This is a genomic window from Candidatus Accumulibacter sp. ACC005, assembly GCF_907163215.1.
Classification (GTDB): Bacteria; Pseudomonadota; Gammaproteobacteria; order Burkholderiales; family Rhodocyclaceae; genus Accumulibacter; species Accumulibacter regalis.
Genome location: NZ_CAJQUB010000005.1, coordinates 267213 through 290898 on the forward strand (window position 1 = coordinate 267213; position 23686 = coordinate 290898).

Annotated in this window: 15 protein-coding genes and 4 pseudogenes; 8 read left to right on the top strand and 11 right to left on the bottom strand. The window is 65.2% G+C overall.

The genetic code is table 11. From position 1 onward, the window contains the following. Nucleotides 1–58: 58 nt before the first annotated feature. Nucleotides 59–1117, top strand: a pseudogene (locus tag QZ613_RS06335) (glycosyl hydrolase family 65 protein); the annotation flags it as partial. Nucleotides 1118–1256: 139 nt separating this feature from the next. Here the strand turns inward: QZ613_RS06335 and QZ613_RS06340 are convergent. Both QZ613_RS06340 and QZ613_RS06345 read right to left on the bottom strand, forming a co-directional pair. Further along, nucleotides 1257–2642 (bottom strand): GGDEF domain-containing protein, encoded by a 1386-nt coding sequence (locus QZ613_RS06340; RefSeq protein WP_291866210.1) that lies wholly within the window; start codon nucleotides 2640–2642, stop codon nucleotides 1257–1259. Between the two features lie 15 nt (nucleotides 2643–2657). Next, the gene (locus tag QZ613_RS06345) at nucleotides 2658–3407 is read right to left on the bottom strand and encodes a transporter substrate-binding domain-containing protein (RefSeq protein WP_291981821.1); all 750 of its coding nucleotides are present in this window, start codon (nucleotides 3405–3407) and stop codon (nucleotides 2658–2660) included. Between the two features lie 152 nt (nucleotides 3408–3559). On the opposite strand from QZ613_RS06345, the gene QZ613_RS06350 reads away from it, so the two are divergent. Both QZ613_RS06350 and QZ613_RS06355 read left to right on the top strand, forming a co-directional pair. After that, nucleotides 3560–6109 (top strand): FtsX-like permease family protein, encoded by a 2550-nt coding sequence (locus QZ613_RS06350; protein WP_291981823.1) that lies wholly within the window; start codon nucleotides 3560–3562, stop codon nucleotides 6107–6109. Between the two features lie 175 nt (nucleotides 6110–6284). Then, entirely contained in the window at nucleotides 6285–7295 is a 1011-nt protein-coding gene (locus QZ613_RS06355) for a histidine phosphatase family protein (RefSeq protein ID WP_291981825.1), read from the top strand. A gap of 79 nt (nucleotides 7296–7374) precedes the next feature. Here QZ613_RS06355 and QZ613_RS06360 read toward each other — a convergent pair whose 3' ends face one another. After that, complete coding sequence (locus tag QZ613_RS06360; protein ID WP_043564474.1) at nucleotides 7375–8547, bottom strand: 3-phosphoglycerate dehydrogenase family protein; 1173 nt, start codon at nucleotides 8545–8547, stop codon at nucleotides 7375–7377. Between the two features lie 85 nt (nucleotides 8548–8632). Continuing rightward, the gene (locus QZ613_RS06365; protein ID WP_043564360.1) at nucleotides 8633–9748 is read right to left on the bottom strand and encodes a phosphoserine transaminase; all 1116 of its coding nucleotides are present in this window, start codon (nucleotides 9746–9748) and stop codon (nucleotides 8633–8635) included. Nucleotides 9749–10147: 399 nt separating this feature from the next. Here QZ613_RS06365 and QZ613_RS06370 point away from each other — a divergent pair, with 399 nt between their 5' ends. The 4 genes from QZ613_RS06370 to QZ613_RS06385 all read left to right on the top strand — a co-directional run bounded on the left by QZ613_RS06370 (nucleotide 10148) and on the right by QZ613_RS06385 (nucleotide 17029). Continuing rightward, complete coding sequence (locus QZ613_RS06370; RefSeq protein WP_291866201.1) at nucleotides 10148–11779, top strand: ATP-binding protein; 1632 nt, start codon at nucleotides 10148–10150, stop codon at nucleotides 11777–11779. A gap of 82 nt (nucleotides 11780–11861) precedes the next feature. After that, entirely contained in the window at nucleotides 11862–12311 is a 450-nt protein-coding gene (locus QZ613_RS06375) for a response regulator (RefSeq protein ID WP_043564363.1), read from the top strand. 268 nt (nucleotides 12312–12579) lie between these two features. Beyond that, nucleotides 12580–13902: a diguanylate cyclase gene (locus QZ613_RS06380; RefSeq protein ID WP_291866199.1), complete on the top strand. Its 1323-nt coding sequence runs from the start codon at nucleotides 12580–12582 to the stop codon at nucleotides 13900–13902. A gap of 1 nt (nucleotide 13903) precedes the next feature. After that, on the top strand, nucleotides 13904–17029 hold the full coding sequence (locus QZ613_RS06385; protein ID WP_291901209.1) for a bifunctional diguanylate cyclase/phosphodiesterase: 3126 nt from the start codon (nucleotides 13904–13906) through the stop codon (nucleotides 17027–17029). Between the two features lie 191 nt (nucleotides 17030–17220). Here QZ613_RS06385 and QZ613_RS06390 read toward each other — a convergent pair whose 3' ends face one another. Both QZ613_RS06390 and QZ613_RS06395 read right to left on the bottom strand, forming a co-directional pair. Continuing rightward, on the bottom strand, nucleotides 17221–17637 hold the full coding sequence (locus tag QZ613_RS06390) for a type II toxin-antitoxin system VapC family toxin (RefSeq protein WP_291901210.1): 417 nt from the start codon (nucleotides 17635–17637) through the stop codon (nucleotides 17221–17223). Further along, nucleotides 17634–17888, bottom strand: a complete 255-nt coding sequence (locus QZ613_RS06395) for a plasmid stabilization protein (protein WP_043564369.1) — start codon at nucleotides 17886–17888, stop codon at nucleotides 17634–17636. The genes QZ613_RS06390 and QZ613_RS06395 overlap by 4 nt, the downstream gene beginning before the upstream one ends. 135 nt (nucleotides 17889–18023) lie before the next feature. On the opposite strand from QZ613_RS06395, the pseudogene QZ613_RS06400 reads away from it, so the two are divergent. Beyond that, a pseudogene (locus QZ613_RS06400) lies at nucleotides 18024–18875 on the top strand (Tn3 family transposase); the annotation flags it as partial. 42 nt (nucleotides 18876–18917) lie between these two features. Here the strand turns inward: QZ613_RS06400 and QZ613_RS06405 are convergent. The 5 genes and pseudogenes from QZ613_RS06405 to QZ613_RS06425 all read right to left on the bottom strand — a co-directional run bounded on the left by QZ613_RS06405 (nucleotide 18918) and on the right by QZ613_RS06425 (nucleotide 23652). After that, nucleotides 18918–19834: pseudogene (locus QZ613_RS06405) on the bottom strand (DMT family transporter). A 19-nt stretch (nucleotides 19835–19853) separates the two neighbouring features. Further along, nucleotides 19854–20583: pseudogene (locus tag QZ613_RS06410) on the bottom strand (ABC transporter ATP-binding protein). Next, nucleotides 20583–21422 carry an ATP-binding cassette domain-containing protein gene (locus QZ613_RS06415; RefSeq protein WP_291866191.1) on the bottom strand — a complete coding sequence of 280 codons (840 nt, stop codon included), beginning with the start codon at nucleotides 21420–21422 and terminating at the stop codon, nucleotides 20583–20585. Before QZ613_RS06415 ends, QZ613_RS06410 begins: the two are co-directional and overlap by 1 nt. Then, nucleotides 21419–22738: a high-affinity branched-chain amino acid ABC transporter permease LivM gene (livM, locus tag QZ613_RS06420; RefSeq protein WP_291866189.1), complete on the bottom strand. Its 1320-nt coding sequence runs from the start codon at nucleotides 22736–22738 to the stop codon at nucleotides 21419–21421. The genes QZ613_RS06415 and livM overlap by 4 nt, the downstream gene beginning before the upstream one ends. Then, nucleotides 22738–23652, bottom strand: coding sequence for a branched-chain amino acid ABC transporter permease LivH (locus QZ613_RS06425; RefSeq protein ID WP_291866187.1), 915 nt, complete (start codon nucleotides 23650–23652; stop codon nucleotides 22738–22740). The genes livM and QZ613_RS06425 overlap by 1 nt, the downstream gene beginning before the upstream one ends. Nucleotides 23653–23686 lie beyond the last annotated feature (34 nt).

Here is a 23686-nt window from a genome sequence, read left to right on the forward strand (position 1 = left end):
GAGCGTAAACGATTATTTCAGAGGGTCAACGACGTTGGCATTCATGCGATTGCCCTGCAGCCTCTACGAGCACTGCGTGCGCGCCATCGGCCACGGACTGCGCTTCGGCGAGCACGGCCTGCCGCTGATCGGCTCGGGCGACTGGAACGACGGCATGAATCTGGTGGGGATCGGCGGCAAGGGCGAGAGCGTCTGGCTCGGCTTCTTCCTGTGTGACGTCCTCGGGCAGTTCAGCACCCTGGCGCGGGCGAAGGGCGACCTGGCCTTCGCCGAGCGCTGCACGGCGGAGGGCGCGCGGCTGCGCCAGAATCTCGAACGCCATGGCTGGGACGGCGAGTGGTACCGCCGCGGCTACTTCGACGACGGCACGCCGCTCGGCTCGGCAAGCAACGCCGAATGCCAGCTGGATTCGATCTCGCAGAGCTGGTCGGTGCTCTCCGGAGCGGGTGACGCGCTGCGCTCGCGGATGGCCATGCGGGCGGTGGACGAGCGCCTCGTGCGCCGCGAGCACGCGCTCATCCAGCTCCTCGATCCGCCCTTCGACAGGTCGACTCTCGACCCTGGCTACATTCGCGGCTACGTGCCGGGCGTGCGCGAGAACGGCGGGCAATACACGCACGGGGCGATCTGGGCAGCGATGGCATTTGCCGCCCTGGGCGACGCTCGGCGGGCATGGGAACTGACGGCGATGATCAACCCGGTGAATCATGCCACATCGGCGCAAGCCGTCGCCACCTACAAGGTCGAGCCCTACGTCATGGCTGCCGACGTCTATGCGCTCGCCCCGCACACCGGGCGCGGCGGATGGAGCTGGTACTCCGGCTCGGCCGGCTGGATGTATCGGCTGATCGTCGAATCCCTTCTCGGCCTCGGGCTGGAGGGGGACCGGCTGAATCTCGCGCCGTGCCTGCCCGCGAACTGGCCGTCATTCAAGATCCACTACCGCTACAGGGAAACCGTTTATCACATTGCCGTCGCCCGGGAGGGCATTGGCGAGCACGGTGGGCACGGGTCGATGAGCGTCACGGTTGACGGCGAAGAACGAAACGACCGGAAAATTCCGCTCGTCGACGACCATCGCGAACACCTCGTCGAGGTGGTCTTGCGTGCCGAGTGAAGCGTGCTCCCGGCGGGCACGCCGGCGCAGCAGGCGCTGCCTCGACGAGCGCTTGCCGGCTTTTCCGACGCCACGGCCCGGGCGCCTGGCGAGCGGGTCGGGCGGCCCGAGGACAGGTTCGCGGGGTGCCGCGCGCGGATCACTTGCGCCCGCGTTCGCCTGTCGGTGAATCCAGGTCCTTGCCTTCCTCCGGCGGGGGTCTCGGCGTTTTGGCGGAAGCCGCGATGACGACCCGGTTGCGCCCTTCCTCCTTGGCCGCGTAAAGAGCCGTATCGGCACGTCCGAGAGCCGCCTCGAGCGACCCGGTCGAGGCGTCCGCCAAGCCGAGACTCAGGGTCAGCTGCAGCCCGCCGCTGCCATCGCCGACGTCGATCGACGTTTCCGCCGCATGCTGACGCAGTCGCTCGGCCAGGCGATGCGCCTCGTCGAGCGTGGTTTCCGTAAAGAGGAAGGCGAACTCCTCGCCGCCGTAGCGGCAAACCCAGTCCGACTGCCGCAAGGTGTGGCCAAACAACTCGGCGAGCGACTGCAAGACCCGGTCGCCGACGGCGTGCCCATGGCCATCGTTGATGCCCTTGAAATTGTCCAGGTCGGCCATGCCGACGCAGATTGGCCGCCCATAGCGGTGAGCGCGTCTGAGCTCGTCCTCGGCGAGGGCCATGAAATGGCGGCGATTGAACATCCCCGTCAAACTGTCGGTGGTGGCCAGGAAGTGCAGTTGCCGGCGCGCCTCGTCGTTCTCGTGCATGACCTCACGCAACTGGCCGATAGCCCCTTCGACGGCCCGGATCTCGGCCATCGCGGTCGTCGAGAATGGCGTCAACGCCTGCCCGGAACGCAGTTCGCGCAGCGCATCGTCCATTTCCTGCAAGGGGCGAATCAAATGCCGGTGGATGAGGAAGAGGAAACCGCCCAAAAAGAGGGCGACCAGCGCCATAACCAGCGCCAGCTTGACCTGACTGCGCAGCATGGTCGTCGACATCAGCTGCAGGTCGGCGCTGGCCAGATTGACGCCTTCGGTCGAGATATCGTCGGCCAACAGGCTCAAGCGACTGGACAGTGTTTCCCATTCGGCGTAGTGCTGCTCGCTCATGCCCTGGCGCGCGGCCTGGCTGAGAAGAGCGTCAACCTCCCTGGCCAGCGCGGCGACTCTGCTGTCGGCGAGCATCGCCGGGTGGCTGCTCAGCAGGCTGACGATGAACCGGGCCTGTTGGCGCGCGACGGGCGTGCGGCCCGAAAAAACGCGCTCGCCTTCGAGGCGCAGCTGTTCGAGGTTACGCGCCACGCGAAAGTGTTCCAGCGTACTCGGGACGGTTCGTTCCAGCAGGCGCTCGGAGCTCTCCAGCACCTGGCGCTGGTCGCTCGCCAGCCACAGAATCTGCGCCAGGAAGGCCACGCCGAAGAGCGCGCCAAGCCAGCCAAGAGCCTTTCCTGCAGGCCAGCTGCGCTGCGTCCAGTGCGCACGCAGGAATGCTCGCCAGTCCACTGCGAGGGCGCCGCGAAGAGTGCGCAGGAGAGCGGTCAACGGTCGTTTCCTCGACTACTGCAAGCGAAAGGGAAGGTACTCGGTGTTTAGGCGATCGAAGCGCCCATCGCGTTTTATCTGATCGAAGGCGGCGTTGATGTGGTCGCGCAATTGCGGATTTCGCGGATCGATGCTGAAGCCAACGTCACCACTCAACTCAGGCGCCTGCAAGACCGTCGTCTCCAGGCCGAGCGACTGGATCAAGGGGTTGGCGCGCAAGCTCAGGGAGGTGGCCATCGGCAGCAGCACCGCGTTGACCTTGCCTGCGCTGAGCAAGGCAGGGAGCGCAGAGTGATGGTCGACGGCGACGACGTTCCAGCCCTGCGCCCTGGCATAGCGATATTGCGCGCTGCCGGCGACCGCCGCGACACGGGCGCTGGTCGCGCCTGGCGTGACGCCCGGCTGGGAAAACCAGATGCTGTTCGAGCGGTAATACGGTTTCGAGAAGAGAACCCTGGCCTGGCGTGCCGGCGTGGCGAGCAGGCTGACCGCCGCAAAGTCGAACTCACCGGCAGCCACGGCATCGACGACCTTGGCAAGTTCGACAACGGTCAACTCGCAGCGGACTTTCATGGTCTCGCACAAGGCGCGCGCCACGCCGACGTTGAAACCAGCCGGCTTGCCGCTGGCGTCGGTGTACGACATCGGTGGCGAGTTGGTCAGGATGGCGACGCGCAGGACGCGTTCACCCGCGTGTGCCAGCACGCCGGCGGCGAGTCCCAGAAGCAGTAAGCAGCACGCCTGGCGAGGTGTCCGGGCCTTCACAGCGCTCCCCTTGATGTCGCAGGGTGCCAGTCTAACATCGCCGACCGTCCTGGTTGCCAATGGCCCGCGGCGACAGGCCCTCGGCCATGGGCAGCGCGCCAGGCAGCAAGCGAGATGCGGATGGCTTTTTCTTGTGCCGGGAGCGGTGGATCTTGTACCGTGTTGACATGAACCTTGGCTCGCTGTTGTCGTTTTCCTGGCGAATGCTGCGCCGCGACGGGCGTGGCGGCGAGTTGCGCCTGCTGGCCGCGGCGCTGGTCATCGCTGTGGCGGCGCTGACCGCCGTCGGCTTCTTCACCGATCGCGTGCGCCAGGCGCTCGAACGCCAGTCGCACCAGTTGCTCGGCGCCGACCTGCTGCTGGTCGCAGATCATCCGTGGCCGGCGGCTTTTGCCGACGAGGTACGCGCGCGCGGCCTGCAGGTGGTCGAGACGCAAACCTTCCCGAGCATGGTCAGTCGTGGCCGGGGAGCCGACATGCGTTCCCAGCTGGCCGAGGTCAAGGCGGTCGGCACCGGCTATCCCCTGCGCGGCTCGCTGCGCGTTGCACCGGCACTGAACGCTCCCGATGCACCCGCCGACGGCATCCCGGCCAGGGGAACTCTATGGGTCGACGAGCGTCTGGCATCGACGCTGGCAGCGCGTGTCGGCGATCAGATCGCCGTCGGACAATCGTCACTGCGGGTTGCGGCGGTGCTCACCCTGGAACCCGATCGGGGCATCAACTTCTTCAGCGTTGCGCCGCGTCTGCTGATGAACCTCGACGATCTGCCGGCCACCGGCTTGCTGCAGGTCGGCAGCCGCGTTGGCTATCGCCTGCTCCTGGCGGGCGACGCGGCGCTCGTCAAGCGCTATCAGCGTGAGATCGAAGCGCGCCTGGTGCGTGGTCAGCGCCTGGAGGACCCGCAGAACGGCCGCCCGGAGATTCGCATCGCCCTCGACCGGGCGCAGAAATTCCTCGGTCTATCGGCCCTGCTGACCGTCGTCCTGGCAGCGGTGGCGGTGGCGCTCGCTGCCCGGCGCTACGTCCAGCGGCATCTCGATCCCTGTGCCGTGATGCGCTGTCTGGGTGCCACGCAGGGGCTTCTCCTGCGTCTCTATCTGGGGCAGTTCGCCGTCCTCGGCCTGCTCGCTGCCGGCGTCGGTTGCGCCATCGGCTATCTGGCGCATTTCGCGCTGCACGCCTGGCTGGCGCAGTTGCTGGCCACGCCGTTGCCGCCACCAGGCCTATTGCCGGTGGTGCAGGGCGTGGCGGTGGGCATGTTGCTGCTCTTTGGTTTTGCCGTCCCGCCCTTGCTGCAACTGAAGAAAGTACCGACGCTGCGCGTCCTGCGCGGCGAACTGGGCAATCCGCAGGCAGCCTTGCTGGGTGGCTATCTCATCGGTTTTCTGGTTCTGACGGGCCTGATGTTCTGGGTTGCCGGCGAGATCGCGCTTGGCGCCTACGTCGTCGCCGGCTTCAGCGCGGCGCTGCTGGTGTTTTCGTTGATTGCCCGCCTGGTGATCCGCCTGGCTGCGGCGGCGCGCGGCGGCGCCGGCACCGCCGGTGGCATCGGCTGGCGCTATGGCCTGGCCAGCCTCGAACGGCGGGCGTCGGCCAGCGTCGTGCAGATCGTCGCCCTGGCCCTCGGTTTCATGGCCCTGATCCTGCTGACCGTTACCCGTGGCGATCTGCTCGACGCCTGGCAGAGAGCCGTTCCGCCCGATGCGCCGAACCGTTTCGTGGTCAATATCCAGCCCGAACAGGTGGCGCCGGTGCGCGCGGCGCTGGCCGCACGCGGATTGCTGCCAGAACTGGCGCCGATGATTCGCGGGCGTCTGACGACGATCAACGGGGCCCCGGTCAGCGCCGCCGACTACCGCGATGATCGCGCGCAACGCCTGATCGAACGCGAGTTCAATCTGTCGATGCGTGCCGACCTGCCCGCAGGCAACCACCTGAGTGACGGACGCTGGTTCTCGGCGGCCGACCTCGAGGGCAGGGACGAGGCGGCGGCGTCGGTGGAGGATGGTCTGGCGCGAACGCTGGGCCTGTCCGTAGGCGACCGCATCGATTTCGACATCGCTGGCGAGACGGTCAGCATGCGCGTCGTTGGCCTGCGCAAGGTGGACTGGGACACGATGCGCGTCAACTTCTTCGTGCTGACGGCGCCGGCAGTTCTGCAAGGCTACCCGGCGAGCTGGATCACCAGTTTTCACCTGCCCGCGGAGAAGGCGGATCTGGTCAACCCGTTGCTGGCCGAGTTTCCCAACCTGACGGTCATCGACGTCGCCGCCATCCTGCGCCAGCTGAAGTCGATCATGGATCAGGTGGCGCAGGCGGTGCAGTTCATTTTCCTGTTCACGCTCGCCGCCGGCGTCGTTGTGCTCTACGCCGCCCTGGCGTCGGCAGCACAGGAGCGGCGCTACGAACTGGCGGTGATGCGTGCCCTGGGCGCCCGTCGGGAACAGCTGCGGCGCGCCTTGCTGGCCGAGTTTGCAGCGATTGGCGCGCTGTCCGGTCTGATTGCCGCGCTGGGAGCCATTGCCATCGGGCAGTTTCTGGCCCGCGAGGCGTTCCAGTTCGAGGTGGCGATCAATTTCTGGCTGCCGCTGGCGGCCGTTGTCGGCGGCGCGGTCCTGGTCACCGGCGCTGGCTGGTTTGCCGCCTCGCGACTGCTGCAGAGCGCGCCGCTGGAAACGCTGCGCGCCGGCAGCGCGTGAGGCTGCGCGTAGCTGACCACGCCCAGCCACACGCCGCAGCCACGCTGCGCCCCTGCGGAGCGGCGGCACCTTCCGTTATCATTGCTGTTCCACCGGCGCCACCGCGTGGTGCTTTTCGGGGTTCGCTTTGCAGCCCGTTTGTTCACCAATCGCTGCGCGCAGAAGGAGTTTGAGAATGAAGGGCAAGACATTACTGGTGTTGCGGCATGGAAAATCGGACTGGACCACCGGCGAGGACGACTTTGATCGCCCACTGGTCAGCCGCGGTCGTCTCGGTAGCCGCAAGATGGGCGCCTGGATCAGGCACCGCAAGCTGCGTCCGGACGTCGTCCTCAGCTCGCCAGCCGAGCGCGCCCGGGCGACGACCGAGGCGGCTTGTGAGGCAATGGGGCTGTCGCTGAAAAAGGTGCGCTGGGACGAGCGCATCTATGCCGCACCGGCCGAGTTCCTGCTCGCGGCGCTGGCTGATTGCCCGCAGGGCGCCGAGCGAGTGATGCTGGTCGGACACAATCCCGGCCTGGAGGATCTGCTTGCCTACCTGGCCGAGGGCGAGCTCGAAATCCCCGACGACGGCAAGGTCCTGCCGACCTCGGCGCTGGCGCATCTGGAAGTGTTCGCCGATTGGCCGACGCTGGCGCGCGGCTGCGCGACCCTGGTCTCGGTGACCCGACCCGGCCAGGTTCCCGACGAGCTGCCCGACGAGAGGGACGCAAGGGACGAAAAGGGCAAGGGGAATGGCGGCAGCCAGGACGACGAACGCGGCCCGGTTCCGGATCATTTTTATACGCAGTCGGCGGTTCTGCCTTATCGCCTGGTCGACGGCCAGTTGCAGATCATGCTCATTGCCTCGCGCAAGGCGACGCGCTGGGTGATTCCGAAGGGAGTCAAGGAACCCGAGCTGTCGCTACGCGATTCGGCCGAAAAGGAGGCCCTGGAGGAGGCGGGCATTCGTGGCCGTCTCGACGACGAGCCGATGGGTGATTACGACTACAAGAAGTGGGGTGGCGTGTGCACTGTCGCGGTCTTCCCGATGGCGGTCAGTGAAAGCGTTCCCGAAGACGAGTGGGAGGAGAGTCACCGCGAGCGGCGCTGGCTGGACGTGAAGAAGGCCAAGCGCCTGATCGCCGAACCGGCTTTGCGAAAACTGGTCGATAAGCTGGAAAAGAGGCTGGCCAAGGGGCGCTGAGGAGGCCCTGATCCGGCCCCGATCGTCAGCGCCGGCAGGGGGCGTGGGGACCCGCCGGCGCTGCCGGCGGGTCTTGCGATCAGATCACGCGCACCCGAATCACGTGCTCGACCGCGCCGATGGCGCGGGCCACGTCGTCGCCTGGGGGCGTTTCGACGTCCACGATGTTGAACGCCAGTTCGGCGCGGCTCTTGTTCATCATGTCCACCACGTTGACCTTGTTCTCGGCGAGTACCGAGAGCACCTGGCCAAGCACGCCGGAAACATTGTCGTTGGAGAAGACGATACGCGAGGTGCCCGGGCTGCGCTCCATGCTGATCGTCGGGAAGTTGACCGAGTTCACGATGTTGCCGTTCTCCAGGTAGTCGACCAGCTGATTGGCGGCCATCACCGCGCAGTTTTCCTCGGATTCTTCAGTGCTCGCGCCGATATGCGGCATGGCAATGATCTGCGGGTGAGCGAGCAGACAGGGTTCGGGGAAGTCGCAGACGTACTTGCCCAGCCTGCCGGCAGCGAGACTCTGCAGGACGGCGGCCGAGTCGACGATCGTCTCGCGAGCGAAGTTGAGCAGGACGGCGCCGGACTTGATCGCCGCCAGGGTGTCGTTGTTGATCATGTGCCGGGTGCCATCGACGGCCGGCACGTGCATCGACACGTAGTCGGAACGCGCCAGCAGCGACTGCAGGTTCTCCATCCGGCTGACTTCGTTGGACAGGCGCCAGGCGGCGTCGATCGACAACACCGGGTCGAAGCCGACCACTTTCATGCCCATGGCCAGCGCCATTTCGGCGACCATCGAGCCGATCGCACCGAGGCCGACGATGCCCAGCGTCTTGCCCTTGAGCTCGTTGCCGGCGAAGCGCGATTTTTCCTTTTCGACGCGCGGCGACATTTCCGCCGGATCCTTGAGGTCGCCGAGCGATTGCACGAAGTTCATGCTGTCGACGATGGCCCGCGAGCTAAGCAGCATGCCGGCCATGACCAGTTCCTTGACCGCGTTGGCATTCGCCCCCGGGGTGTTGAAAACGACGATGCCCAGCTTGCCGTACTCGGCGACCGGCACGTTGTTGACCCCGGCGCCGGCGCGGGCGACGGCCAGCAGCGACTGCGGCACTTCGATTCCCTGCAGCTTCTGGCTGCGCAGGAGGAAGGCGTCGGGATGCGCGATGTCGCTGCCGACTTCATACGCCTGACGCGGGAAACGATCGAGACCGCTGAGCGCGATCTTGTTGTAGGTTCTGACCTTGTACATGAAAGTGTCGCTCAAATTGAGAGGTTGTGTGATGACGCTGAACGGCTTGCCAGCCAGCGCCTTGCCTGCTGCAGTGCTCGGCGACTCACGCCGCCACCTGCGCGTAGGCCCAGGCCAGCCACGGCATCAGCGCCCGCAGATCGGCGCTGTCGACGGTGGTGCCGCACCAGATGCGAATTCCTGCCGGCGCGTCCTTGTACGAGCCGATGTCGAAGGCAACGCCTTCGCTGTCGAGCAGCTTGACGAGTTTCTTCACGCGCTCGGCGTCGAGTTCAAGACTCAGGCAGACGCTGGTGTTGGAGCGCGTCGCCGGATCACTGGCGAGGAAGGAAATCCAGTCATGGGCGGCGACGAAATCGGCGATCACCGCCAGGTTGGCTTCGCTGCGCGCAATCGCCGCCTTGACGCCACCGATGCCCTCGATCCACTGCAAGGCGTCGAGGTAGTCGGCGACACAGAGCATCGACGGCGTATTGATCGTCTCGCCGCGAAAAATACCTTCGTTGAGCTTGCCGCCGGAGGTCAGGCGGAAGACCTTGGGCATGGGCCATGGCGGGGTGTACGACTCGAGGCGGGCGACGGCGCGCGGGCTCAGGATCAGCATGCCGTGGGCGCCTTCGCCGCCAAGGACCTTCTGCCACGAGAAGGTCACCACGTCGAGCTTGTCCCACGGCAGGTCCATGGCGAAGACGGCCGAGGTTGCGTCGCAGATCGTCAAGCCGGCGCGGTCCGCCGGAATCCAGTCGCCATTCGGTACCTTGACGCCCGAGGTCGTGCCGTTCCACGTGAACACCACGTCATTGGCGAAGTTGACCTGCGCCAGGTCGACGATATCGCCGTAGTCGGCCTTGAGCGCCTTCACATCGGCAAGCTTCAGCTGCTTGACGATATCGGTGACCCAACCCGAACCGAAGGACTCCCAGGCCAGGACATCGACGCCACGTTCGCCAAGCAGCGACCACATGGCCATCTCGACGGCGCCGGTATCCGATCCCGGGACGACACCGACACGGTAGCCCGCGGGCAAGCCGAGGATGCGCGCCGTCTCCGAGCAGGCCAGCGCGAGCGCCTTCTTGCCAAGCGCCGAGCGGTGCGAGCGACCGAGGGTATCGAGCTGCAGAGCGTTGACGTCATAACCGGGGCGTTTGCTGCACGGTCCCGACGAGAAATTGGGGTTGTTGGGTTTTGCTGTGGGTTGCATCATTGCCTCTGTCCGGGAGAAGGAAACCGCTGATCACGGGCTTGGCCAAGCGCTGCCAGCCGGCGTTGAAGAAGAGCGGGATTGTAGCAGAGTGTCTTTTTGCCGGCAGCAGGCAAGCGCTGCGTGCAGTGGTTGCCGAGGTGGTTCTTGCTGCCGCCGCAGACCGCGCTTGCGGCGAGCTTTCAGCACCCGCCTCGACTCCGGGAGCCTTGAATTCCGACATTTGCCTGCCAGGCCTAAAGAAGTCGGCGCTGCTGTCGTAATAGACTGTTATCTGCCTCGGCCGAGGCGCTGTGATCGACGGCGCTCGGCGAACCGGGATCGGTTCTGCGCTCGATGCGCGCTTGTCGCGGCTGCGGTTCATCGCAGCCAAAAGGATTTTGCACAGGAGTTCTCGTTATGCCCGAGATGATCGACGATGCCAACTTGCTCGCCGGCTTGTCCGCCGCGGCGTCGGTCGACGTGGAATTCGCCAACGACCCCTGGAAGGTCCTGCTGGTCGACGACGAGCCCGACGTGCACCACGTTCTTCGCCTGGCCTTGCACGAGCTGCACATCGACGGGCGAGGGCTGCGGCTCATCGATGCTTTTTCGGCCGAACAAGCGAAGCACGAGCTCGCCGCCCATCCGGACATCGCCCTGATCCTGCTCGACGTGGTCATGGAAACCGACCGCGCGGGCCTCGATCTGGTGCGCCATATCCGCGACGAGCTGGCGCGGCGTACCGTGCAGATCGTCCTGATCACCGGGCAACCGGGCTACGCGCCGCAGCGACAGGTGGTCAGCGACTACCAGATCGACGGCTACCTGCTCAAGTCGGAGTTGAGCGCCGAGCGGGTCTTCGTCGCGGTGCACTCGGCCATCCGCACCTGTCGGCTGATGCGCGAGCAGGAAAGCCTGCAGGCCGACCTGCAGCAGAAGGTGCGCGAGTTGGACCAGACGCTGGTCGTTCTCCGCGAGAGCGAGGACAAGCTGATCCGCGCCCAGTCGGTCGCCCATGTCGGCAGCTGGACCTACGAGCTGGCCAGCGACGAAATGCACCTGTCGGCGGAAACCTGCCGCATCTTTGGCCTGCCTGCAGGCACGCGGGGCAGTTACCGCAGTTACCTGGAGCGCGTCTGCGCCGACGACCGCCAGGCGGTCGAGGAGGTCTGGCGAGCTGCACTCGCCGATGGCGCGGTTTTCCAGCACGAACATCGAATCATTGTCGGCGAGACGCTGCGCCATGTCCGCCAGCAAGCGGATCTGACGCGCGCCGCCGATGGCACGCCGCTGCGCTGCCTGGGGACGACCCAGGACATCACCGAACGCAAGCAGGCGGAGCAGGAGCTGAAACGCTCGAACGCCGAACTGGAGCAGTTCAGCTACGCCATCTCGCACGATCTCCGGCAGCCCTTGCGAATGGTCGCCAGTTACCTGCAATTGCTCGGCATCGGTCTTGCCGGGCAATTGGACGACGAGCAGCGCGAGCACTTCAAGTTCGCCATCGAAGGTGCCCGCCGTCTCGATCAAATGCTCGTTGCGCTGCTCGAGTATTCGCGCGTCGGTCGCCTCGGCGAGCCGCCCACCTGGCTGGAAACCCGGGCCATCGTCGACGAGGCACTGCTCTTCCTGCAGCCGGCGATCGCCGAGGCGCAGGCCAAGATCAGCGTCCGTGGCCATTGGCCACGCGCCTGGGTGCGCCCCGACGAAATCCTGCGCCTGCTGCAGAACCTGATCGCCAACGCGGCCAAATTCCGCGTCGCCGGGCGGCGCCCGGAGATCAGGGTGGCGAGCCGGGTCGCGCGCGCGCAGTGGTGCCTGACCGTTAGCGACAACGGGGTGGGCATCAACCGCGGCCAGATCGGCCGCCTTTTTCAGGTCTTCCAGCGCTTGCAGAGCCGCGCCAGCTATGAGGGCAGCGGCGTCGGCCTGGCGCTGTGTCGCAAGATTGCCGAGCACCATGGTGGAAGCATCTGGGCCGACTCGCCCGGAGAGGGGCAGGGCAGCCGCTTCTGCGTGTCACTGCCGCTGCCCCGGGAAAGCGCTTGACGATGCTCACGCCGCGGTCGAAGCGCCTGCTCGGGGCTGCTGCCTGCTTCGCGCGCTGCCAGACTGCTCGCCGGGAACGAAGATGATCGGCAAACGCCTGTCGCCCTTTGTTGTTCTGCTCGCCGACGATGAGCCGGCTGACGCGCACCTGGTCAAGTGGGCATTGACCGAGAACCGCCTTCACGTCGACCTGCAGCACGTCCTCGATGGTCGCGAGGCGCTGGAGTACCTGCAGCGGGAAGGTCGGCGCTTTGCCATGGCCGTGCGTCCCGACCTGATCCTGATCGATCTGAACATGCCGCGCATGGACGGCCGCGAGTTTCTCGCCGTGGTCAAGGGCGATCCGGCCCTGTGTGACATTCCGGTCGTCGTCCTGAGTACTTCGGAAGTCGATCGTGACGTACGCGACAGCTACCGCCTCGGTGCCTCCGGCTACATTACCAAGGCGCTGGATGTCAATGAATTCATCGTCGAGATTCGTCAGCTGAGCGAGTATTGGATCTCTCTGGTAAGGTTGCCCGAGAATCGATGAGCGAGGAGCGCCGTGAGCAAGCCCGTGCGAAACGCTGCCATCAAGGCATTGGCTTGATCTTGCACCGGACGCGGATGGCAACGATGCGCGACAGAGGGAAAGTGCTGCTATTGTTCCAGGGGAACCGCCTTGGGGGCCCGACAGGAACCAGCGAAATCGGCGCCGAACGCGTCGGCGGGAGCAGGCCAGGCACCCGGGCGTGCGGCGTGCCTGGCCTGGTGTTCGCGTCGGCCGGTGGTGGGCGGCAAGGGAGAGACGGGGGTAGCGCATGAAGAAGTCGACCCGCAGGCGGATCTCGATCCTGGTGATCGAGGACGACCCCGGTGATCTGGGCCTGATTCGAAGCAATGTTCGCCTTGCCGGCCTGAAGCGCATCGGCGAAGACGATCCGGTGATCTGGGCGTCAACGCTCGCCGACGGGATTGCGGCCGCTGCGTTCAACAAGCCTGACGTGGTGCTGCTCGATTTGTCGCTGCCGGATTCCGCCGGAATCACCACCGTGGAACGTATGCGAGCCGCTGCGCCGACGGTGCCGATCATCGTTCTCACCGGCCAGGATGACCACCAACTCGCCGAAGCGGCCTTGCAGGCAGGCGCGCAGGATTATCTGCCCAAGGGACAGTTGTTCCAGCACGATGCGCTGGGGCGAGCGATACGGCATGCGCTGGTCCGCCAGAAGCTCGAATCACGCCTGCACCTGCTCGATGCGGCACTCAACGCCGTGGCCAGCGGCATCGTGATCACCGATCTCTCGGCAGCGATCGAATGGGCCAATCCGGCGTTCACGCAAATCACCGGCTTTGCGACCGCCGAAGTCGTCGGTCACAATCCCGGCGAAATGCTCAATTCGGGGAAGCAGGACGGGCACTTCTACGAGGGCATGTGGCAGACCATTCTGGCCGGGCGGGTGTGGACCGGAGAGCTGGTCAACCGGCGTAAGAACGGCAGCCTTTTTGACGCGGCGCTGACCATTTCGCCGGTCACCGGCGGCGACGGGAGTATTCGACACTTTGTCGCCATCATGCAGGATATCTCCGAACGCAAGGCCACCGACGAGCGCGTCCAGCACCTCGCCCACCACGACCAGCTGACCGACCTGCCCAATCGCATGCTGCTCAGCGACCGCTTGTTCCAGGCACTGGCACAGGTGCGCAGGGAGCAGGGGACGCTGGCCGTGATGTTCCTCGATCTGGACGACTTCAAGCCGGTCAACGACACCCTCGGTCATGATGTCGGCGACCTCCTGCTCAAGGAGGTCGCGCTCCGTTTGCGCGGCTGTGCGCCGAGGAGTTCCGACACCGTCGCGCGCGTCGGCGGCGACGAATTCGTGATTCTGCTGGCGCAGATCGACAAGGCCGCCGATGCGGCAGTTGTCGCCCGCAAGGTCCTCGCTGCGGTCAAGCGTCCCTTCGCCATCGGTCCACACCGCATCGACATCTCGACGAGCATCGGAATTGCCGTCTATCCGGAGCACGGCGAAGACGTCAGCCGGTTGTTGAAGAACGCCGACACGGCGATGTATCACGCCAAGAAAGCGGGCCGCAGCTGCTACCGTTTCTTCCGGGAACTCGCCGAAACGACAAGGGCCTAGCTTGGTAGAGACGCAGCAACCGCCGGAAGGCGCGGATAACCGCCCGGCGGCATCGACTATCGATGGCGGAGGGCAGGGCCTCCCCGTGCTCGGCGCTGCCTCCGCAGACCTGCTCGAACAGGGCGACGGTCAGACGCAGAGCTGGCTCCCTTCGCGACGCTTCCTCAATTACACCGCCTGGTCCATTCTCGTTGCCGCGGCATGCGTGCTGCTGACCATGCTGCTGATCATCCCGGATCAGCCCTGGCGGGCGGTCGGGCCGGTCGCCATCGTGCTGCTGGCCACGAGCGCCCTGCGCCTGCTCGACAGTGGTCGGGTGCGTACCGCGCTGGCGGTATTGGTCTGGGGGCTGTGGTTGGCCGTGACCAGCCTGTCGCCGTTCTTCGGGGGGGTGCGGGCGTTGCTGATCATCGCTTACCCGCTGCTTATTCTCATGGGCGGCTGGCTGCTGGGCAGGCGCACGGCGCTCCTGCTCACGGCGCTGACCGTGGCCGCGATAACCGGCTTCGTGGTCGCCGAGCGGTCGGCCCTGCTGCCGCCGCAACCGTCAACGCCGGCCATGCTCTACGGCCTCGTGCAAATCGTCTGCGTCGTCGTCGCGCTGCTGCTGATCACTTTCCTGACGCGCGCGCATCGGCAGCACATCGATGACATAAGCCGCTTGGGCAGCGCTCTCGCGCAGCGCACCGCCGAAGTGCAGGCCAGCGCAGCCGAGCTCGAGCGCGCGCAGGCGGTCGCTCGTGTCGGCAGCTGGGTCGTCGACCTGGCCAGCGGACAGGTTCGCATGTCGGCCGAGACCCGCCGGATCTTTGCCCTTCCCGCAGGCAGTGGCGGCAGCATTGCCGGCTTCATGGCACTGGTGCATCGGGATGATCGTCAGGCGCTCAAGAAAGCCAGCACCATGGCGCTGGCCGGAAAGCCCCTGGCCGTCGAACTGCGCGTCGTCATCGGCGGCGTCGTGCGCTGGATTGCGCAGCGGGCCGAGGTCGAGTTCGACGCTTCGGGCCAACCGCTGCGCGCTGTCGGTACGACCCAGGAGATCAGCGAGCGCAAGGAACTCGAAGCCAGCCTGCGCGAGCAACGCGAGTTCTTCCGCCTGATTTCCGAAAGCATCGGCGAACACATCGCCGTCCTCGATCTCGAAGGGCGGCGGCTCTACAACAGTCCCTCGTATCGGCAGTTCTTTGGCGTGAGCAGAGACCTGCAGGGCAGCGATTCATTCGCCGACGTGCATGCAGATGACCGTGAGCGGGTGATCGACGCGTTCAGGCAGACGGCGGAAACCGGCGTCGGTCAGGAACTGCAGTACCGCCTGGTGCGACACGACGGCAGCGTCCGGCACATGGCGTCGACGGGAAAAGTGATCAACGACAAGAGCGGTCAGGTGATGCGTGTGCTTGTCGTCTCGCACGACGTGACCGACAAGAAGCAGGCCGAGCAGTGGGAACGCATCGCTGCGACGGCCTTCGAGTCGCAGCAGGGAATGTTCATTACCGACGCCAACGGCGTCATTCTGCGCGTGAACAAGGCGTTCACCGAGATCACGGGCTACTCCTCTGCGGACTGTGTCGGTCGGACGCCGAAGCTGCTCAGTTCGGGCCGCCACGACGCCACCTTCTATTCGGCGATGCGCGACACACTCCAGCGCACGGGAACCTGGCAGGGTGAAATCTGGAACCGGCGCAAGAACGGCGAGATCTACCCCGAATGGCTGACCATTTCCGCAGTCCGGGACGGCGACGAGAAAGTCACCAACTACGTGTCGACGCTGACCGACATCACCATGCGCAAGCAGGCGCAGGAAGAGATCCGCCATCTGGCCTTTTACGATGCGCTGACCGGCCTGCCCAACCGCCGCCTGCTGCACGACCGTCTGCGCCTGGCGCTGGTGGCGAGTACGCGCAGAGACCGACAGGGGGCCTTGTTGTTCATCGATCTCGACAATTTCAAGACGCTCAACGATACCCTCGGACACGACATGGGTGACCGTTTGCTGAAACAGGTCGGCAAGCGGCTGTCGGCCTGCGTTCGTGAACGCGATACGGTTGCCCGCCTCGGCGGCGACGAGTTCGTGGTCATGCTCGAGGACCTCGCCCGGCAACCGCAGGAAGCGGCTGGCCAGAGTCGGAGCATCGGCGAGAAGATCCTTGCCGCACTCAATCGCCCCTACGATCTGGACGGGCACGAGTATCACAATACGCCAAGCGTCGGCATCACCCTGTTCGGGGACAGTCAGGAAGGCATCGACGAACTGATGAAGCGCGCCGACCTGGCGATGTACGAAGCCAAGGCCATGGGCCGCAATACCCTGCGTTTCTTCGACCCGCAGATGCAGGCGGTGGTGACCGCTCGCGCCAGCCTCGAGAAAGACCTGCGCGAAGCCTTGCAGAGGAATCAATTGCGTCTTTTCTACCAGCCGCAGGTGGACGCCGCCGGTGCGGTCATCGGCGCCGAAGCGCTGGTCCGCTGGCAGCATCCACAGCGCGGATTCGTCTCGCCGGCCGAGTTCATTCCCCTCGCCGAGGAAACCGGTCTGATCCTGCCGCTGGGGCTGTGGGTGCTGGAATCCGCCTGTGCGCAGCTGGCCGTCTGGGCGGAGCAGGTGGGGACGAGGCGATTTACCGTTTCGGTCAATGTCAGTGCGCGGCAGTTCCGGCAGCCGAACTTTGTCGACCAGGTGCTCGCCGTTCTGGCCAGCAGCGGTGCGGATCCTCAACGCCTGAAGCTCGAACTGACCGAGAGCATGTTGCTTGACAACGTACAGGGAATGATCGACCGGATGGGTACGCTCAAGGACCACGGCGTCGGCTTTTCCCTGGACGATTTCGGCACCGGCTATTCGTCGCTGTCGTATCTCAAGCGCCTGCCGCTCGATCAATTGAAGATCGACCAGTCCTTTGTGCGCGATCTGCTCACCGATCCCAATGACGAAGTGATCGCGCGCACGATCATCGCCCTGGCCAGCACGCTTGGCCTGTCGGTGATCGCCGAGGGGGTCGAAACCGCCGCGCAGCGTGACGCCCTGGCGGCGCAGGGCTGCCATGCCTACCAGGGCTACCTGTTCAGCCGGCCGCTGCCGGTCGCCGATTTCGACGTTTTCCTGGCGGGCCCCCGAGAAAACGGATAGCGATGAACGACCGGCCGGGTGGCGGGGAGCTGGCGGTCGGAATTCTCTGCGCCACGCGGTCGGCGGTGTTTTTTTGCCCGACTCATCGGGCGCAGGGCAAGCTGGGGTTGTAAGCCGGAACCGCCGAAAGTTCGGTCAGCCTGAGGCGGATAGAACGAGCAGTTGTGTCATCCGCCGGCATCTGAGCATCTCTACGCTTCCCACGGATTGATGACGGTGACGCTGGCGGCCTTATAGGGACTTGTATCGCGTGACGCCACGATGAACCCCCGCGAGGCTGCGATCGCTGCGATGTAGCCGTCAGGGGTTGGGAATCCTCTACCGCCGGACTTGGCCTTCACGGCCAACTCGCCATAGCGCCGTGCTGCATCGATGTCGAATGGCAGCACCCGATCCCTGAACAGTCCCATCAGACCGTCAAGAGTCTGTGTCAACATGTCCTTGCGTTTGCCGGCTGGGAGCGTCCCGATGCCAAACAAAAGCTCTGCCAGCGTCACGCTGGACAGATACAGCGTTTCGGCGACTTGATCATTCAGCCAGCCCCGCACGGCCGGATGCGGCTCTGGTTTCATCGCCTCGGAGACGACATTGGTATCGAGAACGATCATTCAAACCTCAGCGGCGCGGCCGGCGTCTTGTCTCTCTCTTGGTGGATGACCTCGAAATCCTCGTTCGTGAGGCCGATCTTGCGGCCCAATGCTGCAAGGGCCTCACCCAGGCGAACGCGCGTCTCTGGCTTGACCGCGATCGCCAGAATCTCGCGGACCTCGGCCTCAGTGCTATGGCCATGTTGAGCGGCACGCACCCGCAACGCGCGGTGTACATCGTCGGGCAAATTGCGGACTGTCAGCATCGCCATAGCGGCACCTCATAAGAATGCATTCGATGCATCTAGTTTACTAAAACGAATGCATTCCTTCAAGGCTGAGTGAGAGCGTTAGCCGTGTCGGAAAACATCTGTTTTGCGACAACGTGGTGGCGTAGGGCGCTTACACAGTATCTGCGCCAGGCCTCACTGCATGCCGCCAATGACCGCGTCAGTAACGCCATCGCCGCGCTGCCCATCTTCCCATACTACTCGTTCGACCTTGAGACGCTGTACGGTGCTGTCGATGGCCAGCAGTTTGGCGTCGAGCGGCCGACCGTGAAGGCGCGACTCGCGCAAATATTTTGGGCGCGGCGAGGGCGCGGTTGCCTACACGCGGCTGTGCAACCATGTGCCGCTCGACGGCTACCTCATCGGCGTGCACGAATACGAAGGCCACCATGTGTTCGACATCTGCTATCGCAATACCTCGGAAATCGCGCCGACCGCGATCACCGGCGACATGCACAGCGTCAACAAGGCCAACTTCGCCATCCTGCACTGGTTCGGCCAACGCTTCGAGCCGCGTTTCACCAATCGCCGAACCCGACGCGGCACGCGATCTTCGAGTTCGACAAGCTGATCCGCAGCATCTACACGCTGCGCTACCTGCGCGATCCGCAACCGGAACGTAACGTGCACCGCTCGCAGAATCGCATCGAGTCCTACCACCAGCTACGCTCGACCATCGCGCAGGTCGGCGGAAAGAAGGAATTGACCGGGCGCACCGACATCGAAATCGAGATCAGCAAGCAGTGCGCACTCCTGATCGCCAACGCCATCATCTACTACAACTCAGCCCTCCTGTCGCAGCTGCTGACAAAGTTCGCGGCACGCGGCAACACCAAGACACTGGCGCTGATTACGCAAATTCCGCTGACAGCCTGGCGGCACATCTTCCTGAACGGGCACTATACCTTCCTCAGTAATGGCAAGGTGATCGACCTGGATGCGCTCGTGGCGGGGCTGGAGTTGGGATGACGGAATTTTCGGCGGTTCCGGCTTACACAGCCCCAAGCTGCCTCAGCGTCCTTCGCCGCGCGCGGCCAGATAGATCCCGAAAAGCAGCAGCACAAAGCCAATTCCCTGCACGAGAGCGAAGGCCTCAGCGAAAAATATCCAGGCCAGCGCCGCGCTGCCGACCGGTTCGCCGAGCGTGACCACGGCGATGAAGGTCGCGGAGACGTGTTTCAGCGACCAGTTGTACGCGGTATGACCGAGCAGCTGCGGGCCGAGCGCCATGCCCAGCGCGATCAGGTAGGCGGCGCCGGTGTAGCCGCCGAGCGGCGTGCCGCTCAACTGGCAGGCGACGAGCAGAAACAGCGAGGCGCTGCCGTAGGCCAGCCAGACGTAGGCGGGTAGCGGCAGGTTGGCGCGCAGGCGTCGCCCGATCAGCAGGTAGGCGGAAAAGCACCAGCTGCCGACGATGGCCAGGAAGTTGCCGAGCAACGGGGTCGCTGCCGGCAACGCTGCTCTGGCTGTCGCTCCAGAAGATGAGCAGGCTGCCGGAAAGCGAGATGACGATGCCCAGGACCATCACCGCGCTCGGCTTCTCGCCGAAGAGCAGAAACGACGCAATGCCGACCCAGAGCAGGTTGGTGGTCACCAGCGCCGTGCTGCTGGCCACCGAGGTGTATTCGAGCGAAGTGATCCAGGTGGCGAAGTGCAGCGCCAGGAAGAAACCGGCGCCGCAGGTGAGCAGGCCCTGCCGCCGGCTCAGCGCGCGCAGCACGTGGCCCGATTGCCAAGAGGCCATCGGCGTGATGATCAGCGCCGCCAGTCCGAGGCGCAGCGTGGCGATGGTCAGCGACGGCAGGCCGTAGCCCTGCGCCAGGCGCGCCAGAATGGCGCCGAAGGAAATCGCCAGCAGCCCGACTGCCGAGGACCACGAAGGGCAGCCAGCGTGGCGGCGCTTCGCTCTCCTGTCCGCGTTCTTCCACGCCCCGCGTCCCGTGCCGGCTAGGCCGCAGTCTCCGTCTGGGCGCCCTCGAGATACGCGGCGCGTACTTCGGGACTGGCCAGCAGTTCGCTTCCCTGTACCGGAGAGAATGATCTGGCCATGCTGCAGAACGTAGCCGCGATGTGCCACGCGCAGGGCAGTGGTGCGCGTTCTGCTCGACGAGCAGGATGGTCATTCCGTGTTCGCGATTGAGCTCGCGAATGATCTGGAAGATCTTCTTGATGTACAGCGGCGCCAGGCCCAGCGACGGTTCGTCGAGGAGCAGCAGCTGCGGCCGGCTCATCAGCGCGCGGGCGATGGCCAGCATCTGCTGTTCGCCGCCGGAAAGCGTCCCGGCACTCTGCGTGCAGCGTTCTTCGAGAATCGGGAAGAGCGTGTACATGCGCTTGCAGGTCCACGGCAAAGTTCATTTCTTCGCCGAGAACGGCGCCCATCTGCAGGTTCTCGAGAACGGTCATGCGCGGGAAGATGCGCCGCCCTTCGGGAACCAGTGCGATGCCCGCGGCGCGCGATCTCGTGTGTCGGCAGGGCGGTGATGTCTTCGCCGTCGAAGACGATGCGTCCGGCCGAGGCGCGCGGCTGCCCGAAGATGGACATCATCAGCGTCGATTTGCCGGCGCCGTTGGCGCCGATCAGGGTCACCACCTCGCCGACCTGCACGGCAACGTCGACGCCGTGCAGGGCGTGAATGCTTCCATAGTGGGCATGGACACCCGACAGTTGCAGCATCATGGCGCAGCCTCCGCGTGCAGTTGTTCGTCGGCGTCGTCCTCGCCCAGGTAGGCCTTGATGACGTTGGGATCCTGCTGGATGTGCGTCGGCGTGCCTTCGGCGATCTTGCGCCCGTAATTGAGCACGCAGATGTGGTCCGAGACATTCATCACCACGCTCATGTCGTGCTCGATGAGCAGGATGGCGATTCCTTCGTCACCGGCGAGGTGCTTGAGCAGTTCGTTGAGTTCGGCCGATTCGCGCGGATTGAGGCCGGCGGCCGGCTCGTCGAGGCACAACAGCAGCGGGTCGACACACAGGGCGCGGGCGATTTCGATACGCCGCTGCATGCCGTAGGGCAGGTCGCCGGCGGCAGTATTGGCCTTGTCGATCAATTCCAGGCGCTTCAGCCAGCCAATGGCCTTGTCCATCGCCGCCGTTTCGGCGCGCCGGTAGCCGGCAAGGCCGAAGAGTCCGGCCAGCGAGAAACCCGATGCACGCTGCAAGGCGTTGTGCTGGGCCACCATCAGGTTTTCGAGGACGGTCATCTTCGGAAACAGGCGGATGTTCTGAAAGGTGCGCACGACCTGCGCCTTGTGCGCCACCTGGTGGCTGGGCAGCGCTTCGAGGCGCATCAGACCGCGCTTCGGGTGGTTCAGGCGGACACTGCCCTCGGTTGGCTTGTAGAAACCGGTCAGGCAGTTGAAGAAGGTCGTCTTGCCGGCGCCATTCGGTCCGATGACGCCGGTAATCTGACGCGCGGCGACATCGAGCGACATGTCGTCGATGGCCAGCAGGCCGCCGAAGCGCATGGTCAGGCGCTCGACGCTGAGCAGGGGAGCGGTGGCGGCGCTCATCTGCCTTCTCCGTCGGCCGCATATCGCAGCGTCGGTTCGCGGTGCGAGAGGATGCCACCCGGCCTCCAGACCATGATCATGACCATCGCCGCACCGAAGAGCAGCATGCGGTATTCGGCGAAGTCGCGTCCCAGCTCGGGCAGCAGGACCAGCACCAGCGACGCCAGGACGACGCCCAGCTGGCTACCCATGCCGCCGAGAACGACGATCGCCAGGATGATCGCCGACTCGCTGAAGGTGAAGGATTCCGGCGAGATGAAGCCCATCCGGGCAGCGAAGAAGACGCCGGCAAAGCCGCCGAGCATGGCCCCGATGGCAAAGGCCGAGAGCTTGACGTTGCGGGCGTTGATGCCCATCGCCTTGCACGCGATCTCGTCTTCGCGAATCGCTTCCCAGGCGCGTCCGATCGGCAGCTTGCGCATGCGCGAGACGAAGAGGTTGGTGATCAGGGCCAGCGCCAGGATCAGGTAGTAGAGAAAGATCACCCGATGGCTGGGCGAATACTCGAGGCCAAAGAACGAGGCGAAGGTCGGATCGTCGCCCGGCGGCTTGAGCTCCAGACCGAAGAAGGTCGGGCGCGGGATCGACGCGATCCCGTTCGGGCCGCCGGAGAGCTCGGTCCAGTTTACGAGGATGACGCGGACGATCTCGCCGAAACCGAGCGTCACGATGGCCAGATAGTCGCCCCGCAGACGCAGCGTCGGCCAGCCGAGGAGGACGCCGAAGAATGCCGCCATGCCGCCGGCGACCGGCAACGCCTCCCAGAAGCCCCAGCCGAATTGCGTTCCCAGAATGCCGTAGGTGTAGGCACCGACGGCGTAGAAGGCGACGTAACCGAGGTCGAGCAGGCCGGCCAGCCCGACGACGACGTTCAGACCCCAGCCGAGCATGACGTAGATCAGCACGGTGGTCGCGGTGTCGACGACGTAACGGTTGTCGGCAAAGAAGATCGGCAGGGTCAGCGCGATGCCGAGCGCCGCCCAGGCGACCCAGGTGAGGAGCGGGCTGCCGGAGCGTCCGCTGCTCTCGGCGAGTGCCGCCGCGGCGGTCGCCGCGGCCGAGCGCTCGCGCGTCAGCTGGTGCGCCTTGAACCGGTCGATGCCGTAACGCAGGACCAGCCGGCCGGCGAAAGCGACGCCGACGAAAATGAACAGGGTCGGCCAGCGGGTGGCAATCTGCAGCGCGCCGCCACTATCGACGGTGGTCAGGCCGATCATCGGAATGCCCAGCAGCAGGGCAATGAAGGCAACTGCCGCGGCGTCCTTGAGGCGCGTTGCCGGCGAGAGGGCGTGCGGGGCGAGGACGAAAGCGGCCATCAGACTTTCTCCACCTCAGGGCGGCCGAGCAGGCCGGACGGGCGGAACATGAGGACCAGGATCAGGATGCTGAAGGTCGCCACGTCCTTGTATTCGGCCGATAGATAGGCCGCCCAGAATGCTTCGATCATGCCGATCAGCAGGCCGCCGAGCATGGCCCCGGGCAAGGAGCCGATGCCGCCGAGAACGGCCGCCGTAAAGGCCTTGATCCCGGCGACGAAGCCGATGAAGAAGTCGACCACTCCGTAATAGACGGTGACCATCACCCCGGCCACCGCAGCCAGCGCCGCGCCGAGCATGAAGGTCAGCGAGATCGTGCGGTCGACGTTGATGCCGAGCAGCGCGGTCATCGTCCGGTCCTGCTCGCACGAGCGTTGCTGTCGCCCGAACGATGTTTTCGTGATCAGCCAGGTGAAACCGGCCATCAGCGCAACGGTGACGACGACAATGAGAATCTGCGTGTACGCGAGGCGGACGGTGAAGCCGTCGACGGTCATCAGATCGATTCCGCCGACGAGCACCGGCGGGATCGGCTTGACGCGCGCCCCCTGCGTCAGCTGCACCATGTTCTGCAGGAAGATCGACATGCCGATCGCCGAGATCAGCGGCGCCAGCCGCGTCGCCCCGCGCAGCGGCCGGTAGGCGATGCGCTCGACCGCCCAGCCATAGACCGAGGTGAACAGGACAGCGATGATCAGCACCAGCACCAGCGCCAGGGGCACCGAGCTGATGGCGAACGAAGCCAGCAGGGTGAACACGGTGACGGCGATGAAAGCGCTGACCATGTAGATGTCGCCGTGCGCAAAGTTGATCATCCCGATGATGCCGTAGACCATCGTGTAACCGATGGCGATCAGGCCATAGACGGCGCCAAGCGTCAGGCCGTTGATCAGTTGCTGAAGTGCAAGAGCCATCACCTTCCTCCTTTGCTGCGGGCGCGAAATGCGC